This is a genomic window from Bacillus sp. DJP31 (assembly GCF_049310945.1).
GTDB lineage: Bacteria > Bacillota > Bacilli > Bacillales > SA4 > Bacillus_BS.
The window spans coordinates 40,003-58,632 of the sequence record NZ_JBMERO010000007.1 but is presented as its reverse complement, the minus strand read 5'-3'; the positions used below and the strand labels follow the sequence as shown (position 1 = coordinate 58,632).

Below are 18,630 nucleotides of genomic sequence, written 5' to 3'. Positions count from 1 at the left end.
TTTAATGAATTATCTTCCAAGGAAGGCCTTAAACATCCAAACGTGCTTCTCTAAGTTTTGATGGATGGCAAGCAGCATATCTCCGGTCGTTTCATCGCCTACTTCATCAGCTAAACTCATTCCATCCTTTAGCTCCATTGTGATGGTGTTAAAGTCATCCACGATCGATTGGACCATTTGACTTGCCACTTCTTGACCTGTTGCTTCTTTTATCGATGCAATTTCTAACACTTCTTTCATGGTAGCAACAGGCTTCCCTTCAATGGCTAATAAACGTTCTGCTAGCTCATCAATATGAAGTCCTGCCTCGTTATAGAGCTCTTCAAACTTCTCATGAAGTGTAAAAAATTGTGATCCCTTTACAAACCAGTGGAAGTTATGTAACTTCATATAAAGAACACTCCAGTTAGCTACTTGCTTGTTAACGACGGTTACTAGCTGATTAGACATATAAACACTCCATTTCTATCGTTTCTACTCTTTTAATTCCCCATATCCCCCAAGTCTAAACATCTTTTTTCAGACATGAGTTTTCATACCATTCAGTTATATTGCATGTTAAAATATAGATAATAAGGGGGTACCGTATGTATACAGTCCTAATTATTTCAATCATAGTGGTCATCATCATATTACTATTAAGTATCTTGACGATTAACAAAGGCTACGCCTATAAACAAACGGTTGATCAGCTAGAGGAGAATCCATATTTAAAAGAACAAGAGGATCAAAAAATAAAAGATAAAAATCAGGTGGAGGAAAGTCCCGATGAAAAATCCTAAGCTAGCTAAACTGAAAGAAGAATGGTTAGAAGAAGTCACTATTGATCAAATACAAGAAGCCATGGAAAATGGAGAGGTTTCGGCCAAAGAGTTAGTTTTACTATATCTTGACCGAATTGCTACCTACAATAAAAGTGGTATCTCTGTAAATGCAGTCCTTGAGGTAAATCCTGATGCACTTCAAATAGCGGAAGCACTAGATGCAGAGCGTGCATTTGGTGGCCCTAGAAGTCTTCTTCACGGAATTCCTGTTCTATTAAAGGATAATATTGATACAGGTGACAAATTACATACAAGTGCAGGCTCATTAGCACTAAAGGATTCATACGCGTTTCAGGATTCATTTATAGCTGGTAAACTACGTGAAGCTGGTGCAATCATATTAGGGAAGACAAACATGACTGAATGGGCAAACTTCATGGCTGAAAAGATGCCATCAGGATATAGCTCCAGGGGCGGTCAGGTGTTAAACCCGTATGGTCCAGGCAAATTTGATGTTGGTGGATCCAGCTCTGGTTCAGGTGCAGCGATCGCATCAAACTTCGCCACCATTGCCATTGGAACTGAAACGTCAGGCTCAATTTTAAGTCCCGCGAGTAGAAATTCAATTGTTGGGATAAAACCAACAATCGGACTTGTCAGCCGCACAGGCATTATTCCCATTGCGCATACCCAAGACACGGCTGGTCCAATGACAAGAACAGTAAAGGATGCAGCTATTCTTCTAAATATCATCGTTGGAAAAGATGAAGAAGATCCTTCTACATCCAAAAATATCATTGAATATGATTATACTGAGTTCTTGCTAGAGGATGGATTGAAAGGTAAGCGAATTGGGATAGCACGCGGTGGCTACTTTGATTATTTATCTGAAGAAGAAAAAGCGAGAATGGAAGAAGCGATTGCTGTCTTAAGAGACAACGGAGCAATAATCATAGATTCGATAGATATCCCAGCAGCTAAAGAGGAATGGGACTACAATGTACTCGTCTACGAATTTAAATCTGATTTAAATGCTTATTTACGAAATATTGACCCTAGTATCGGCATCCATTGTTTGACTGATGTCATTCGTTTCAATGACGAAAATGCTGATTTAACGTTGAAATATGGTCAAAAGGTGCTACTAGATTCAGATCAAACGAGTGGAACTCTTACAGAGGCAAAATATTTAGTAAGCCTAGAGAGTGATCAATATATGTCCACTGAACAAGGTATCGATTTTGCTCTTGAAACAAACGATTTGGATGCTATTGTCTTTCCAAATAACTTTGGAGCTGGGATTCCTGCTAAAGCTGGTTATCCTTCCATCACAGTTCCTGCTGGTTACTCATCAGACAATGGACCTGTAGGGATTACATTTACAGGGACTGCCTTTAATGAACCCATTTTGATTGAGATTGCTTATGCGTTTGAGCAAAAAACAAGATTACGAGTACCTCCGAAAATGGATTGATAGAAGAAAGGCTATATAAGTTTTGAAAACGAATAATTTGTAGGAAGTGCAATGACTTTGCACTTCCTTTTTAGTTATTGTAGAAAAACTCTATTTATTCGTAAGATAAACTAGGATACTATCAATAAACTAAATTTTTTTCGACTAAATTCGCCTAAAACTGCAAAAATGCATTGTATTTATTTGAGTTACACCATACGATGAAAGGAGATTATTTATAACTAAATTTTTAGATATTATTCTAGGGGGAAACCATGTACAAAAAGGTTAATACTTCAGAGGAATTGACCATTTATAATAATATATGGATGGAATGCTGGGAAGAAAAAGGCTACGAAATAGATTTTTACGATGGAGTTGCAGAACGTTTCTTAATCAGTAATTCGAGCGGAGTATACGTTGGTACGATTGAAGTAAAGGAATATACTCTAAATGAGGAAAATGAAATAAATACAGTTTATCCATTTCATGAATTAGATTACTTAAAAGAAAATATGCTACAAACTATTGAAGTAGACAAGGCTGCGATCTTAAAAGAACATAGAAGTGAAAATCTACATACTATCATTAAAGTAATCGGTGACTATGCAATGAAACATAAGACCATTTATTGTGTTGGTTTATTTGAAGAAGCTTTCTTTACTTCACTTCGAGATGTTTATAAGATTCCTATTATTGCTGTTGGGGACCCTTTCTTTTATAAAGGTGATGATGTTATTCCCACATTAATAAACTTGAAAGAGGTTTTCTTAAATATAGATAAGTACAGCTGGCTTTTAAAAATTCCTGAATTAAAATAACCTAACTCTCAAAAAGGAATCATCCGATGAAAAATAATAAAAAAACAGCTTTGATCTTTATGTTTACATTTACATTTGTCAATTATTTATGGAGTATATCCTACGAGTATATAGAAGAAATTTATTATATTGGCGGTTTTGGATTACATATACTAGCAACACTCGTTTCTTTTTGGTGGTTATTCTCTTGCTTTAAAAGAACAAACGGTCCTAGCAGGTTTTTCTGGTTCTTTCTTTCTCTTGGCTGCCTAAGTTATTTATCTGCAATTACACTCTGGTCTTATTATGAGTTCATTCTTAAGATAGAAGTAATTTCTGATATTAATATTCCTGACCTCTTGTGGATTGGACAAAATTGTTTTTATTTATTCGCATTAGTCGTACTTATGTATGTGCACAAAAGTAAATTATTAACTCTAAGAATCTTTTTTGATATTTTAATAGTTATGCTCGTCGCAACTGCCTTTAATTGGAAGCTTATTATTAACCCTATTCTTACTCAGAGCACCGATCTAAAGATATTTCCAGAGCTCTTATATCCTATTCTGGATTTAGGTGTACTTTTTGGAACCTTAAGTATTCTAATTGCTTCAAACACTATTTTTAATCGAAAATCAACTACTTTCCTAATATTAGGTCTACTTATTCAAATTATTGGTGACACACTCTTTTCTTACCAGAAGGTAAGTCAGTCTTATTTAATTGGTGGTCTTAGTGAGCAACTTTGGATATTATCTTTATTATTTATAGGTCTTTCTGCTGTTTACCATGATGGTACTGCCACTTTTAAACCTAAAAATAAATCACAGAAAAAAAGTGCGATTATTTTTCGCCATAGTATAACCTATACAAGCTTTGCTCTATTATTCATTGTTGTAATTTTTCAATCTTATAATCAAAAAGTGGATAGTATTATCTTCTTCTTTTTTATTTGTATGATGTTAATAGTTATCAGGCAAATTTTAACCTTAATTGAAAATGATACACTAGTAAATAAATTTAAGAATTTAAATGATCAACTCGAACTTAAAGTAAAAAAGAGAACAGAACAGCTAGAAGAATCCTTAAGTAATCTAGAATATATGGCCTATCATGATATGCTTACGAATCTTCCAAACAGAAGGATGTTTGAAAGAAAGCTCTCTAAATTTATTCGAGTTATGAAACCGGACTCTAAGCTTGCTATCATGTTAATTGATCTTGATAGATTTAAGCATATTAACGACAGTTTAGGACACTCTTTTGGAGATAAGTTACTTAATGAATTAAGCCAAAGACTCGTGCACAGTTTAGGTAAGAATGTAACAATTGCTAGAATTGGTGGAGATGAATTTTCCATTCTCATTGAACATAAAGGTATAGATTCCACCGAAGATGTTGCTAGAACAATATTGATTGAAACGGGGAAAACCTTTGAAATAGAAGGAATAGAAGTACATGTCACACCAAGTATAGGTATTTCGTTATATCCAGACAATGGGAATGATTTTGAATCTCTCCTTATGTATGCTGATACAGCCATGTACTACGTAAAGGAAAAAGGGAAAAATAATTTTGCTTTCTATGATGATTTTATGGAAAACCATTCTAGAATTGAACTTGAAAACTCTTTAAGAAAAGCAATTGAGAAGGAAGAGTTCAAACTCCATCTTCAACCACAGGTATCTGTAGACACAGGGGAAATTATTGGAGCAGAAGCTCTAATTAGGTGGGAAAAGCCTTTAGTAGGCTTTGTTTCCCCACAACAGTTTATCCCAATTGCAGAAGAAACAGGGCTAATCAATTTAATTAGTAGTTGGGTCATAAAATCCACATGTAAGCAATTAGTTTATTGGAAGTCAAAAGGGTTGCCACTAGTAAAAGTAGCAGTTAATATATCCTCTAAGGATTTTCAACAGCCAAATTTCATTCAAATCATTTCTGATATTGTTGAGGAAACAGGTGTGGATACGCACTATCTGGAGCTAGAGATTACAGAACGAATTGCTATGGATGATTTTGAGAGTGTGTTTGAAAAGCTAACTTCTCTAAGATCGATGGGTATTAAAATAGCAATGGACGATTTCGGAACTGGGTATTCTTCTCTCCGCTACCTTAGTCAATTCCCGATAGATTGCCTAAAAATTGATCGCTCCTTTATCAGTGCCATTCAGGAGAGTGAAAAAGATGCCGCTATTGTAAGATTGATCACATTGATGGCAAAAGCCTTACATTTAAATGTGTTAGCTGAAGGTGTAGAAACAGAATCTCAACTACAGTTTCTAAAAGAGATAGGCTGTGAGCATTACCAAGGATTTATTTTCAGCCGTCCTTTATCAATTGAAGATTTTGAAAAACTAGTTTACAAAACTGAGCTAATTCGTCTTTAAGAAAGAGGGTACATAGTTATGTACCCTCTTTCTCCAATTTTCCATTGAATTCTTTAACTTTTTTTAGAAATTAATACTTCTCATAGATATAAGGATGCTTCGGCTGTTCAATCAGCTCGATTTCCTCAATTTGCAAGTAAGGGAGTTCCCAGTCGTTGTATTCTGCCTTTTCAAATGTCCCGGACACTCTTACCCACTGGTCATCCTTCAAATCTTTAACCATATCACCTGTTGAAAGTGTTCCGTAAACAGACGAATCTGCAACACAACAGGAAAGACCGAATCGTGCAACAACCATTTGATTGCTTTTGAAATCTTCTTCTCTGAACACGAAACCTATCATTTCTACTTTTTTCCCAACAAACTTATCTACATTTGAATCAATAATATTCATCGTTTGGATGTACGTTTCATCCTCCACGACAATTTTATCTTCTGCGAGTAATTGGGCTTCTAGTTTTTCATAGAAACCTTCTGGCGGAGCTTGGATTTCAAATCCCTCAGGATGCTCGAGTGGAGTGTCTTCTGAGATTAGACTTCCATCTATACCATAGGTTTGTTCGAGTTGTGAGATGTATTCTTCCGGATCATCTAGATAGTCTAATACTTTTTGTTCATCAAATTCTGCTGACTCGTTAGTTGCCGCTACTTTATTTCCAGTAAACCCACGTTTTGCCGCTACAGAAGAATCAAGGACTACTTCTGAGAAAAGAAACCCAGTGACAACTGGTAAAATAAAAATGGAGTATATGACCGTTGACTGTAGTGTGTTCCTCGTATTTCCGTGATCAACACCACAGTTACAATACAGCTCATCGTGATCCTTTGAACTACTTCTCCAAATCTGTACAATCCCTAGTAGAAGGAAAGTAATCGTTGCAAAATAAATAAATGGCATCATTTTCGGTGCTATAAAATTATAAATATCTCCTGTAAGAACCAGCTTAAAAGCTAGCATGGCAAAGCCTATTAATATAATTCCTCTAATATATATGTGGAAGCTATAGTCTCGTGTTTCTCCCAATTGATTCACCTCTTTACATAATTGCTTGATAGAGTAAGATAAAGCAATACACAGAAACCGTAATAACAGCCATTAACCCTAGAACAAACTTCGATTTAAAGAAAGCAAACAACATGATCGTATTCTTTAAATCTAGCATTGGACCATAAACTAGGAAGGCTAATATGGCACCCACCGAAAACGTGCCTCCAAAAGACGCGGCAACAAACGCATCGGCCTCTGAACATAAAGACAAAATAAACGCAAAAGCCATCATAATGGCTGGAGCCGTTGTCTCACTTGAACCTAATTGTAATAATAGGTCACGATCTAAAAACGTTTGAAATAGACTAGCGATAAACGCACCGAAAATAAGGTATTTACCCATTTCAAAAAATTCATCGCTTGCATGGTATAGAGTCGATTTAAATTTGTTTTTTACAACAACTGGCACTTCCTCCGTCTGTCTACCAAGTAGCTCTTCTTTTGACCATCTTAGTTGATTACTGTTTTGGAACAGTAAATAAATGACAAATCCGATGAAAATAGACAAAAGAAACGCTAGTCCCATTCGTGCATAAACAATCTCTAAAGATGATTGGAACGCATAATAAGTAGAGGCAAACACGACAGGGTTTAGGATAGGTGCTCCAACAAGTAGCACTACACCAATATGAAGTGGCATTCCCTTTTTAATTAAACGTCTGACAACAGGTACAATTGCACACTCACAAACGGGAAAAACGATACCTAGTAAGGCTGCCGGCAACAATGCCAGAATTGGATTTTTAGGTATAAAACGTTGAATCGTTTCCTCAGATACATATGTTTGAATTAAAGCTGAAACAAATACCCCTAACAAAATAAACGGAATAGCCTCAAGAACAATACTTAAGAAGATCGTATTTACATTAAGCCATGATTTTGGAATCGGTAGGCTGGTAGGATCCAAAGCAGTGAAATCCATAAAGAAAAAAAGAAACAAAAACAAAGCAATGAGCCCAAATCCAACCAAATCCTTTATTAATGATAATCCTTTGTTATTCATTCATCCTACTCCTTACTCGTAATCTCTCATAATAATAGCATACTACAAATCGATAGTTTTTTGTCATATAGTTCTAGTATATGGCTTGTCTCTAATTAATATGATGAAAATTGAGTTTGAATTCGTCATCGTAGTGAGATCTTGTTATAAATATGTGTAATTAAAAAGGAGGTAAAAAATGTGACCAAAAAGAAAATTGCAAAAGGAGATTTTCAACTTTATGATTCGTCTGATCAAGATGATTTTTTTGATGAAATTATTGAAGGAGTCCGTTATGAGATGAAGCCCTCACCTGTTGTTATTCATCAAGTGGTGTCCAGTGATATTCAATATCTATTAAAAGGGACATGTAAAACAAGCGGGGTAATACTTGTAGCACCTGTTGATGTTTACTTTGATAAAGATAATCGTTTTATTCCGGATGTCGTTTATGTCTCAAACAAGAATCTTGATATTATTAAAAAGAACCGAATTGAAGGTAGCCCAGATCTGATTGTTGAAATACTCTCTCCTAGTACATCCAAAAATGACCGGCAACGAAAGAAGACTGTGTATGAACGTTTTAAAGTAGGAGAGTATTGGATTGTCGATACCCACCATTACACCATCGAGCAATACATCCTCGAAAATTCAATTTATCAGCTACACCAAACCTATAGCTTTGGTGATACATTAACCTCCTCTACTATTTCGTGTATCCACTTACCAATTGATGATGTTTTTGAAGATGCCGTCCGTTTTTCGGAACACTTTAATCGAAGATAAAGAAGTCTGTTTTCGTAAACTTTGTTGCTATTTAGAAGAGTGGTTGATTTCCTCTCCAGGATGCGGGGCGGGCGGTGAGCATTCTCGGCGAAAGCGCCTGCTGGGTCCCACCTGTCCCGCTGCTCTAAGCAGGAGTCTCGCATATCCGTTCCAATCAACTTGTTATCAACGGGTTACTTTCACAAAACTATATAAAAAACAACAATCATTAAGAAAAAAGCCTTAATGATAAACACAGATCCGACTTTAAGCTCGGTCTAATCTTTGTTTTTTATTATCTTTTTCTCTTGTAAAAGTTGTTTTAATTCAGACTTTCTTTTCCTCGAGACGAGGATATAGAGGAAATCACCTTCCTTTAATATCGTGTTCCCAGTAGGTGTTATTAATTGCTCATTTCGGATAATCGCATTAACTAGTGAACCTTTTGGAAAAGGAATTTCTAGTAAGTTTTTACCTAGAATTGCAGCGTCTGATTCCATTTCATATTCAATCATCTCCGTATTAACCTTTCCTAATGACACCAGTTCTATAGAATGCATAGGAATGGTCTTTTTAGGACCCGTTAATCCAAACTTTTTAGCTAAAGGGGCAATTGTTGCTCCTTGTATTAAACAGCTAGTCAGTACAACGAAAAAGACAACATTAAAAACTTGTTGACTGTCTTGAATATTGGCTAACATTGGGAAAGTGGCTAAAACAATTGGCACAGCGCCTTTTAATCCTGCCCATGAAAGAAAGAATTTCTCTTTAGTTGTATAATCCATTTTTATAGTGGATAGGAACACAGCAATAGGTCTTGCTATGAGCATTAGGATTAAAGAGATTAAGATTCCTTTAATAAATATCTCCCACGTAAAGAGCTCAGACGGGAAAACAAGTAAGCCTAGAATGACGAACATCAAAATTTGCATCATCCACGCAAAGCCCTCGGAAAAACGGAAAACTGAATGTTTATAGGCTACTTCTGCATTTCCTATTACGATCGCCAACACATACACGGCAAGTAGACCACTTCCATGAATAAATGCTGTGATACCATACGTAATTAAAGCAAAAGCTATTGCAAAGATTGGATAGAGTCCACTGGAATCGAGATTTATGCGATTCAATGCAGCAACAGCCAACTTCCCAAAAACAAAACCAAGTACGATACCTAGTCCCATTTGTACGACGAATGAACCCATTAACTTCAATACACTTGCCTCTGGAATCGTAATTAATTCAACCATGGCAACTGTCAAGAATACAGCCATAGGATCGTTCGATCCAGACTCAGCCTCTAAAGTAGTTCCAATTTTCTCTTTAATATTTTGTCCCTTTAATACGGCGAAAACAGCAGCAGCATCCGTAGAACCCACAATGGCACCAAATAATAGGGCTACTTTCCAGTCAACATCAAGTATGAGTTTTGCGGCAATCGCAACAATTCCCGTTGTTACGATAACACCTATTGTTGCTAAAGACAGGGAAGGTACAATAACGGGTCGTAATGTACTCCATCTTGTTTGAAGTCCACCTTCAAACAAGATGATAATGAGGGCAAAGACCCCTATCATTTGTGCGGTATTGGCATTATCAAAGTAGATTAAACCCAACACATCGCTCCCCATTACGATTCCCACCATCATAAATAGGACAAGGGCTGGAACTCCCAAACGATTTGAGAACTTTGTCGTCAATACTCCCATAATTAATAAAATAGCAGTAAGTAAAATGAATTTGTCCGTGTGGATAATTTCAGCAAACATGATTATCAACCCCCTTTTTAGATCAAAAGGCGCAAGTGTCCCGTCTAGCCCCGACAAGCAAATGTTCTAAAAAAATAATAAAAGGGTGATGTTCCCTTTTATTTTTTTCAGGTTATTTGACCTCGAGGGGCTGGGCGCTGGAGCCGGATTCAAATGCATAAACCATATATCTTCTGATATTATAAATTTACGTCAAGACGGATTGGAACTGAGTCTTTATTTGCAACCCCTATATATTGAAGTGTCTCTCTAGAAGTGGCCTGCTGTAGCCTTTTTTGGATGAGTGAGATAGAGATTCCTTTGGTGTAGGCATGGTAGCCAAATGTTTTTCGAAGAGTATGGGTTCCGACTGGATCATGAAACCGAGATTGTTTAGCTGCCTCATTAATAATTCTATAAGCTTGCTGACGGGTAATTGGTTCATTCGACTTTCTCGATTTAAAAAGGAAATCACTTTGTTGAAGTTGGCTATCGTTCACACAAGTGTGTAAGGCATTTCGTACATGGATATTTAAATATATTGGAAGGTCTGTGTAAATAGAGGGCTGCAAGAAATGGACAATTTCACCTGTTTCGTCCGAAACATCCTTTACGTTTAGATGCAGCAAATCATAAATTCGAATACCTGTGTTTATTCCAAGCAAAAATAAGCAGTAGTCACGTGAAGATCGACTTTTTAAGAATGTCTTCATAGATAAAAGTTGCTGTTCATTTTTGATAGCTTCAACTGTTTTCATTTTACCAACCCCAATGTAACATAAGTTTATTATAACCTATAAATATGTAACATTAGCTTATTAAATGCTCAAAATCTGAAAAAATTACTATTAGTTTGAAAGAATTTGTAAACAAAAAGACGTCTTCCAAACATTGGAATCCGTCTTCTCCATATATATGGTTTAGTTAGGTGGCAAATTAAATAAAGTACCTTCTTAATCTCCTCTTTTGAAGAAGCAAAGTGAATCCTGTATAAGCAAGATACAGTGGCACTGTAAAACATAATATTGTACTATCGAATGCTAGTACCTCCGTTTAATCTATAAAAACGTCCAACTAACGATCACTAGATACAATAATTTGCTATCTATTTTGACACCTTTTGAACAAGCTCCCTCTTTTTTTCAACACCTGTTTGGATCCCATCCTCTTTTAAAAATACTCCGTCTACATAAGTATGACTTACTTTTGTTGTCAAGTTTTCAGAACCCATCAGATACCCAATAAAAGAGGATGCCTCTTCTTCCTTCATATCCTTATACCAGCGACCTTCTGGATAAGCTATCACCACACATTTATCATGACATCTTCCATTACACCTCGTTCTTGTTGTATGTATGACCTCCTCTGCTTCTCTGTCACGGATTTCATTTCGAATAGCTTGCGTTAGCTCCTCGGCACCATTTTCCATACAACTGCTACCATTACAAATTAAAATGTGATGCTTCGTTTTACTTAAATCCCAAGTTGCCAATTCAGAACACTCCTTCTTATAAGTCAAAATGATTACGATTTAAGGTCTATGCTACTCCTAATCTTTCTAGGAATAATTGAATGTACAATTCTATACAATCTTGTTTTTCCAAGGAAGTTCACAGCAATTAATTGCAAGAGAGAGATCATTACTACAACACCGCCTGGAGGCATATTTAGTTCATACGCGACAAATATACCTAGAACTACGGATAGTTCACCTAAGACAATAGCAAAAATACACGTTTGTTTAAAGCTCCTACCTATCCTCATTGCAGTTGCCACAGGTAATACCATTAGCGAGGAAACTAGAAGAACGCCTGTGATTTGAATTGCACAAGCAATCACTAAAGCGACAACTAGAATGAAGAGCCTATTAACGAATTTTGCTTTCACTCCCGTCACATTTGCATACTCTTCATCAAAGGATAATAAAAGTAGCTCTTTATATAAAGACAAGATAACAATAAGAACGATTACAGCAAGAAGGATGATAAATAAGACATCAGAGCGAGAAATAGCAGAGATACTTCCAAAGAGATACCCATGTAAATCTGTATTGAACCCATCAGCTAAGGAGATAAAAATGACACTGATACCAACTCCAGCTGACATAATAATGGGTAGAGGAAGGTCTTGAAAATCTCGATAGATAGATCTTAGCTTTTCTGAGAAGAAAGAGGCTATGGCTGTAAAGATGACTCCTGTATAGATCGGTGAAAGATAAGCTAGCTGTGGCATAGCTTTTCCAATATACATCCCAATTGCTACACCTGCTAACGTAATGTGTGAAAAGGCATCTGCAAGGAGTGCCATTCTTCTCATCACTAAAAACATACCTAGCAGGGGAGCAATTGCCCCAATCATTAAACCAGTAATAAACGCATTTTGCATAAACTCATACGCAAGTAGACTCGAAAACATTTTTTTATCCTCTCCTTACTTATATGCCGGGACCACTTTGGAATCATATAGTCCAGATAAATTCACATTATCAAGATGAGAAAATTTTCTTGTACTTCCATAGAACATAATCCTTTTATTAATAAATAGGACATGTGTTGCAAACTTTATGACAGCTTCGCGATCATGAGTGACTAAAAGAATGGTCTTTCCCTCTTTATGTAAGCGATGTAACAAATCATAGAATAATACTTTCTGCTCAGCATCTATCCCAACTGTTGGTTCGTCTAAAACTAACAGACTAGGATCATTCATCAAAGCCCTGGCTATAAACACTCTTTGCTGCTGTCCACCAGATAACTCAGTAATGGTGCGGTTTGTATAATCATGCAACCCAACTTGTTTTAGAGCGTCCTTTGCTTTTAAGGTATATTCTTTAGTAATCCTCTTACCTAATCCAATTACACCTGCATTCCCAGTTAGAACAACCTCTAGGACTGAGACGGGAAAGCTGTGATTAAAGGAATTAGATTTCTGTGAGACGAATCCAATTGAGGAGTATTTCTTACTAGTAGGAGAACTTCCCAACACTTCAACCACCCCGCTTGTTGGCTTTACTAATCCAAGTAACATTTTAATAAATGTTGACTTTCCTGCCCCATTTGGACCTAAGACAACTGTAAAGTTATTCTCTTCTAGGTTTAAATTTACTTTTTCTAAGATGATGTCTTCACCAAATGTAAAGGATACGTCTTTAAATTGAATCATTGTACTCTTACCTCCTTTTAAATCGTAATTATTACGATTTAAATATATAATACTCCCCCATCCTTGCAAAGACAAACTAAAAACTGCTTGATTAAGATCAAACAGTTTTTAAGTAATTGTTACTCTTCTTTCTTCATATTATATTTCTGAAGAAATCGTTCTGCTCGACCGCCTTTGTCAGCAAACTTTTGTCTACCCGTGTAGAAAGGATGTGTATCTGAGCTTACCTCTATCTTAATAAGAGGATAGGTATTTCCATCCTCCCATTGGATTGTTTCTTTAGATCCTACTGTAGATCCACTTAGGAACTTAAATCCACTATTCGTGTCCATATATACGACCTTTTGATAAAACGGGTGAATTCCTGGTCTCATTATGCTAACTCCTTTTCTAAACAATGCTGAAATTGCTCTTCAAACCATTGTTTGTTTAAATTTCTTCCAATAAATACAAGTTCATTTTTACGATTTTCGTCTTCTCTCCAAGACCGATCGGTTGTGGCACCAAATAGCATATGAACTCCTTGGAAAATAACCCTCTCATTTTGATCTCGTATAGATAAAATACCTTTATAACGGAAAAGATCCTCGCCAAGCTCTTGAACAACCGTTGTCATCCACTTATTGAGTCTCTCAAGATTTAAGGGTAATTCAGACTGCAGTACAAAGGATTTTACATGATCATCATGATGATGGTGATGATTCTCTTCATCAAGAAGTTGAGGCTCTATTTCGAGCTTTTGGTCAAGGTCAAAAGAATACACTCCAAGTACATCTTCTATACTGACATTGCTGTTTTTTGAATGAAGAATTTTTGCTGTTGGATTTAATTTTCTAATGTGCTGCTGAGTTTGTAAGAGTTCTTCCGGTGTAATTAGATCCATCTTATTTAGTAAAAGAATATCTGCGAAAGCAATTTGTTCTTGGGCTTCATGACTGTGTTTTAATTGGCTTGAAATATGATAGGCATCCACTACTGTAACGACCGCATCTATTTTAAATTCATTCTCAATACTAGGGTCTACTAGGAATGTCTGAATAACCGGCGCAGGATCTGCAAGTCCAGTTGTTTCAATAATTACTTGGTCAAATTGAGCTTTGTTCTCTTCTTTTGCCTGATACAGATCTTGGAGAATCCGAACTAGGTCACCTCTTACATTGCAACAAATGCAACCGTTATTCATCTCAAATATTTCTTCATCTGCATGTACAACTAATTGATTATCAATTCCAACCTCACCAAATTCATTGACAATAACTGCTATCTTTAAGCCATGCTGTTCTGTTAAGATACGGTTCAATAAAGTTGTTTTTCCTGCACCTAGAAAACCTGTCAGGATGGTTACGGGAATACGATCGTCTACGATTTTCACACCTTACACTCCTTTTTTTGTTTGGTTTACCAACTTGCCTTTTTAACTCCCGGTACTTGTCCTTTATGTGCGAGCTCTCTAAAGACAATACGTGATAGACCGAACTTACGCAGATTTCCTCTAGGACGGCCAGTTACCGCACAACGATTCCTAAGCCTAGTCGCAGAGGAATCTTTCGGAAGCTTATTTAATGCTACATAGTCTCCCTTCACCTTTAATTCCCTTCTAAGCTCAGCATATTTCTCCACCATTGCTCGCCTTTGCCTCTCTTTTGCAACTTTTGATTTCTTTGCCATTGTAAGCTCCTTTCAAAATAAAACGTAATCATTACGATTTAAATATAAAGATTTAGCAATCGAAAGTCAAATTCAGGCTTAAGACCTTATCTCCAATCTTAGTAGTACATATATTTCTTCAGTTTTTTTAAAAAGGGACCATTTTGTTCTATTTGCATTACTTACTGTGGAATCTATTTTGTATAATTTTTTGATCATAGACTTGTCTTTATCTTCTATCACTTCTAATAAAGTTGTGCCTTTGGAGTTGAAGTTCAAGTCGGTTCCTGTTTATTTTTCTTACACACAATTATCATTCTTGGTGATTGCTGTGTATGGTAAGCACTAGAGTCATAGTTACCAATAATGGTTTCTACATTAAGCCCATGTGCAGTTAGCATTGAAATCATGCTCTCTAAAGAATACAATTTAATTTTCTCTTCGTATTGATTTTCACCTTTTTCTGATTTTACAACAATTTTTTTATAAACCTTGCCATCTTTAATCATTCTATACTGGAGTATTTCAGCTGATTCAAGCTTCTCTCTTGAATATGGAATTAAGTTGTTTTCTATGAAGGTGGGGTTTAAATAATCAATAAGGAAATACCCACCTGTTTTTAAAGAATGACTTACTCCTTGTATTACTTTTTCATTATCGCTATCACTTTCAAAATAACCAAAACTTGTAAACATGTTTATGACAAGATCAAACTCTTCATGGAAAGGAAGATTCCTCATATCACATCTCATATACTGAATAGGGACGTTTAAAGATAACCAAATGGCTTCCTGAAGAAGTGGGGCTGAAAGATCTACACCTGTAACTCTATATCCTCGCTGAGCCAGATATCGTGAGTGCCTACCGTACCCACAGCATAAATCAAGAACAGATTGTCCACTCTTAAAGGGTAATAGTTGAAGCAAGTCTTTTAATTCGCTTTCTGCCTCATTGTGCCTATGCTGATAGATCTTGAGATAATCTTCTTGAAAATGTTCCTCATACCAAGCCTTCATTTAATTCCTCTCCTAATTCACCTATGATAAAAATAAAAAAAACAACTTTTCTGGAGCATTCCCCTCCTTTTGTACTCCCATCATTTCTGTATAGTCAATCCATTTTTTCTTCTGTATTCTAGTATCTAACCTACTGTTTATTTCATTTTCTATCTCATGCATTAAACTATAGATTTCCCCAATAGTTACTTGGAAACAATTGGCTGCTAGTTTGTAGGGAGAATGCTCTTTAAGTAGAGTTAAGAACTGATCCTTCGTTTTACTTCTTTGAGCCAATTTATCTTCTTCACTCTCAATAAACTGATATATTCTTCTTTTCTCTTTAGGGAGAGAGGCAATAATTTCTCGGGCAAAAATCTCCATTAGTTTTTCATTCATAACCAACACCTCAGTTTGTAATTTCTAAATCATAATAATTACGATTTATAATATATACATTTCCAAGAAAAGTAAAGTTCAAATCATTTTAGAAAGCCGAACCCTAATTTTAGGTATTCGCCCATTCATTATTCATGTCACCTAGCAAAATGTAACTATTAGAGTCTGTTCAAAAAGGAGGACAAAAAGAGCAAAGAAGTTCGAGGAAGCGAAGTCTTGAGCACCGGAGCGTATGTTTTGTATACGTGAGGAGCGGAGAGACGAGCTGACGAAGAAATTTGAAGCTATTTTTGCCGGACTTTTTGAACACCCTCTATTATGATTTTTAAAATATTACTACTCCTTGCAAGTTGTTAATGAAAAATATATACCTCTTAACTAGATAATTCTGGTTCAAATAAAGAAACTTATAAAGAATATGTAACTGAAATAGAATATGGGATAAAACATAATTACAAATCAACATCATTCCGATTTACCATAACATATCATGTTATCTTTTATAATGTCAAACATCACATTTTACAACTACTCTTAAGGAAGATTTATGGACTCTGAACTACACACTTTTTAATTTGGAAGATTCCGAATAAGGGTCATTTCCGATGGGGTCTTCCCTGTCCTAAGGACTTCATTTTCGCGGATACTCCTGAGAAAATTACTCAGCATATCCCCTCTGAGTTTAATGCTCCACTTAACTTTTTACTTATTGAAGCTGGTAAACATTATATTCTAGTGGATGCAGGGCTCCGAGAAACACATCTACCAATAGCAGGTAGGCCTGGTTAAAAGCATCAGGTATACTTAACGCCCCCTCAACATTACAGCATCTTTCTTCACATATTCGTGCGGAGATGTCACCTAAAGAAGGTTTAACTACTCGTCAAAGCTTACTTCAGGACGCATTTGATAAGTCAGCATTACTATTTGTATGTCATTATCCCTTCCCTGGACTGGGACACATCAGAAAAAAAAATCTAGCTGGAGTCGGCATCCTCAAAGCTGATTATTTATTCTCTTGTAGGGATCACAGCCAATTCTTCCTCTCCTATGCAGGTCAAAAATATCTTTTAACTTGCGATTAGTGGAGGGATTCTATATGATTATCAAAACGAAATGGTTTCGTTTTATATATATAGAACCAAGGGGGCCTACATCATGTTTGAATGGGTTATTATTGGTGGAGGAATACAAGGGACAACTGTTGCTTCGTATTTATTAGGATCAAAGAAGGTTCGATCAGATCAGCTTCTAATTATTGATCCACACGATGAACCACTAATGAACTGGAAAAATTGTACAGAAAAAATTGCAATGCCTTTCTTACGTTCTCCGTTCATTCATCATATCGATATTGAACCTTTCAGTTTGCAACGGTATGTTCGGGATAGAAGAAGCGAGGACACTGCCTTTTACGGTCCATATAAACGCCCTTCTCTGGACGTTTTCAATGAACATTGTGATCGTGTTATCCATTCTAACGGGATGATGGAAAGTTGGCACAAGGGGTATGTAACGAAGCTAAGCAAGGAAGCTGTTCATTGGCAAGTAGAAGTCAACCATTCCTATCATATACAAGGTACTAATGTTATTCTTGCACTTGGCCTAAATGAACAACCTAGGTGGCCAGATTGGGCATCTAGCCTATATGAACAAGCACATTCACATGTTTTTCATATTTTTGACGGGACTTTAGCGACTCTTCATGATGTGGAACCACCTGTAACCGTTGTTGGTGGTGGTATTACTGCTGCTCACACGGCCCTTCATTTAGCTGACATCTTCCCTGGCAACGTAACCTTACTAAAAAGACATCCGTTTAAAATACATGCTTTTGACAGTGATCCTGGATGGCTAGGTTCTAAGTATATGAATGGATTTAAAAGTACAAATGATCTAGGGCAGAGAAGACAAATGATAGTAGGCGCTAGAAATAAAGGCTCTATTACACGAGAGCTTTATTTGAAATTAGTTAGAGCCAGTCGTGATAACAAACTAAAGATAGTAGATGAAGACATTGCACATACTGATTTTAATTATGGTTCCAATGACATCAGTATTTCTTTTAAGGAGTCCACTGAAACTTTCAACACAAGAACCATTATTCTAACTACCGGCTTTGAGCAATCGCTTCCTGGGAAAGCATTGCTTGAACCATTAATTGAGAGTCAGCAGTTAAAATGTGCAACTTGCGGGTACCCCATTGTGGACCAAAGCTTAAAGTGGAGCAATAATCTATATGTGGCTGGTGCATTAGCCGAGCTAGAAATTGGACCTTCTGCGAGAAATATCTCAGGAGCAAGAAAGGCTGCTGAAGCGATTGTTTCTAGTTTATAGTCATTATCAACAAATTTCTCCACCGTTTTCTTAGCGTCTCCTTCAGTAATAGAGTCTTTTACTAAGAATAAACGATACCCCTCCTATTAGGAGGCTTTACTACCTAGCACATCAATTAAGTCATATCTTTTGATGTTTCA

General features: G+C 36.3%; 19 protein-coding genes. 6 read left to right on the top strand and 13 right to left on the bottom strand.

The genetic code is table 11. The features are described 5' to 3' along the window. Window positions 1–9: 9 nt before the first annotated feature. Window positions 10–450, bottom strand: coding sequence for a Dps family protein (locus ACOI1C_RS08730; RefSeq protein ID WP_422509960.1), 441 nt, complete (start codon window positions 448–450; stop codon window positions 10–12). A 137-nt stretch (window positions 451–587) separates the two neighbouring features. Between ACOI1C_RS08730 and ytzI the strand changes: the two genes are divergently transcribed. The 4 genes from ytzI to ACOI1C_RS08710 all read left to right on the top strand — a co-directional run bounded on the left by ytzI (window position 588) and on the right by ACOI1C_RS08710 (window position 5,407). Further along, entirely contained in the window at window positions 588–782 is a 195-nt protein-coding gene (gene ytzI / locus ACOI1C_RS08725; RefSeq protein ID WP_422509958.1) for a YtzI protein, read from the top strand. Further along, complete coding sequence (locus ACOI1C_RS08720) at window positions 769–2,238, top strand: amidase family protein (protein WP_422509956.1); 1,470 nt, start codon at window positions 769–771, stop codon at window positions 2,236–2,238. The genes ytzI and ACOI1C_RS08720 overlap by 14 nt, the downstream gene beginning before the upstream one ends. Window positions 2,239–2,492: 254 nt before the next feature. After that, complete coding sequence (locus tag ACOI1C_RS08715; protein ID WP_422509954.1) at window positions 2,493–3,038, top strand: hypothetical protein; 546 nt, start codon at window positions 2,493–2,495, stop codon at window positions 3,036–3,038. A gap of 26 nt (window positions 3,039–3,064) precedes the next feature. After that, a complete protein-coding gene (locus ACOI1C_RS08710) occupies window positions 3,065–5,407 on the top strand; it encodes a putative bifunctional diguanylate cyclase/phosphodiesterase (RefSeq protein ID WP_422509952.1) in 2,343 nt (780 codons plus the stop codon). Window positions 5,408–5,477: 70 nt separating this feature from the next. Here ACOI1C_RS08710 and ACOI1C_RS08705 read toward each other — a convergent pair whose 3' ends face one another. Beyond that, entirely contained in the window at window positions 5,478–6,431 is a 954-nt protein-coding gene (locus ACOI1C_RS08705; RefSeq protein WP_422509950.1) for a TIGR03943 family putative permease subunit, read from the bottom strand. A gap of 13 nt (window positions 6,432–6,444) precedes the next feature. Next, the gene (locus ACOI1C_RS08700) at window positions 6,445–7,458 is read right to left on the bottom strand and encodes a permease (RefSeq protein ID WP_422509948.1); all 1,014 of its coding nucleotides are present in this window, start codon (window positions 7,456–7,458) and stop codon (window positions 6,445–6,447) included. 180 nt (window positions 7,459–7,638) lie between these two features. On the opposite strand from ACOI1C_RS08700, the gene ACOI1C_RS08695 reads away from it, so the two are divergent. Further along, window positions 7,639–8,223 (top strand): Uma2 family endonuclease, encoded by a 585-nt coding sequence (locus ACOI1C_RS08695; RefSeq protein WP_422509946.1) that lies wholly within the window; start codon window positions 7,639–7,641, stop codon window positions 8,221–8,223. Window positions 8,224–8,480: 257 nt separating this feature from the next. Here ACOI1C_RS08695 and ACOI1C_RS08690 read toward each other — a convergent pair whose 3' ends face one another. The 10 genes from ACOI1C_RS08690 to ACOI1C_RS08645 form a co-directional block, all read right to left on the bottom strand. Next, window positions 8,481–9,971 carry a potassium/proton antiporter gene (locus ACOI1C_RS08690; RefSeq protein ID WP_422509944.1) on the bottom strand — a complete coding sequence of 497 codons (1,491 nt, stop codon included), beginning with the start codon at window positions 9,969–9,971 and terminating at the stop codon, window positions 8,481–8,483. 179 nt (window positions 9,972–10,150) lie between these two features. Then, the gene (locus ACOI1C_RS08685) at window positions 10,151–10,708 is read right to left on the bottom strand and encodes a tyrosine-type recombinase/integrase (protein ID WP_422509942.1); all 558 of its coding nucleotides are present in this window, start codon (window positions 10,706–10,708) and stop codon (window positions 10,151–10,153) included. A gap of 347 nt (window positions 10,709–11,055) precedes the next feature. Further along, window positions 11,056–11,442: a (2Fe-2S) ferredoxin domain-containing protein gene (locus ACOI1C_RS08680; protein WP_422509940.1), complete on the bottom strand. Its 387-nt coding sequence runs from the start codon at window positions 11,440–11,442 to the stop codon at window positions 11,056–11,058. A 32-nt stretch (window positions 11,443–11,474) separates the two neighbouring features. Further along, a complete protein-coding gene (locus ACOI1C_RS08675; RefSeq protein ID WP_422509938.1) occupies window positions 11,475–12,365 on the bottom strand; it encodes a metal ABC transporter permease in 891 nt (296 codons plus the stop codon). A 15-nt stretch (window positions 12,366–12,380) separates the two neighbouring features. Then, window positions 12,381–13,112, bottom strand: coding sequence for a metal ABC transporter ATP-binding protein (locus ACOI1C_RS08670; protein WP_422509936.1), 732 nt, complete (start codon window positions 13,110–13,112; stop codon window positions 12,381–12,383). Between the two features lie 119 nt (window positions 13,113–13,231). Next, a complete protein-coding gene (locus ACOI1C_RS08665; RefSeq protein WP_422509934.1) occupies window positions 13,232–13,486 on the bottom strand; it encodes a type B 50S ribosomal protein L31 in 255 nt (84 codons plus the stop codon). After that, a complete protein-coding gene (locus ACOI1C_RS08660; protein WP_422509932.1) occupies window positions 13,486–14,484 on the bottom strand; it encodes a CobW family GTP-binding protein in 999 nt (332 codons plus the stop codon). Before ACOI1C_RS08660 ends, ACOI1C_RS08665 begins: the two co-directional genes overlap by 1 nt. Window positions 14,485–14,510: 26 nt before the next feature. Beyond that, complete coding sequence (gene rpsN / locus ACOI1C_RS08655; protein ID WP_422509930.1) at window positions 14,511–14,780, bottom strand: 30S ribosomal protein S14; 270 nt, start codon at window positions 14,778–14,780, stop codon at window positions 14,511–14,513. Window positions 14,781–15,034: 254 nt separating this feature from the next. Next, window positions 15,035–15,775, bottom strand: a complete 741-nt coding sequence (locus ACOI1C_RS08650; RefSeq protein WP_422509928.1) for a class I SAM-dependent methyltransferase — start codon at window positions 15,773–15,775, stop codon at window positions 15,035–15,037. A gap of 21 nt (window positions 15,776–15,796) precedes the next feature. Then, window positions 15,797–16,153: a hypothetical protein gene (locus tag ACOI1C_RS08645; RefSeq protein WP_422509926.1), complete on the bottom strand. Its 357-nt coding sequence runs from the start codon at window positions 16,151–16,153 to the stop codon at window positions 15,797–15,799. A 1,158-nt stretch (window positions 16,154–17,311) separates the two neighbouring features. On the opposite strand from ACOI1C_RS08645, the gene ACOI1C_RS08640 reads away from it, so the two are divergent. Further along, window positions 17,312–18,490 (top strand): FAD-dependent oxidoreductase, encoded by a 1,179-nt coding sequence (locus ACOI1C_RS08640; protein WP_422509924.1) that lies wholly within the window; start codon window positions 17,312–17,314, stop codon window positions 18,488–18,490. Window positions 18,491–18,630 lie beyond the last annotated feature (140 nt).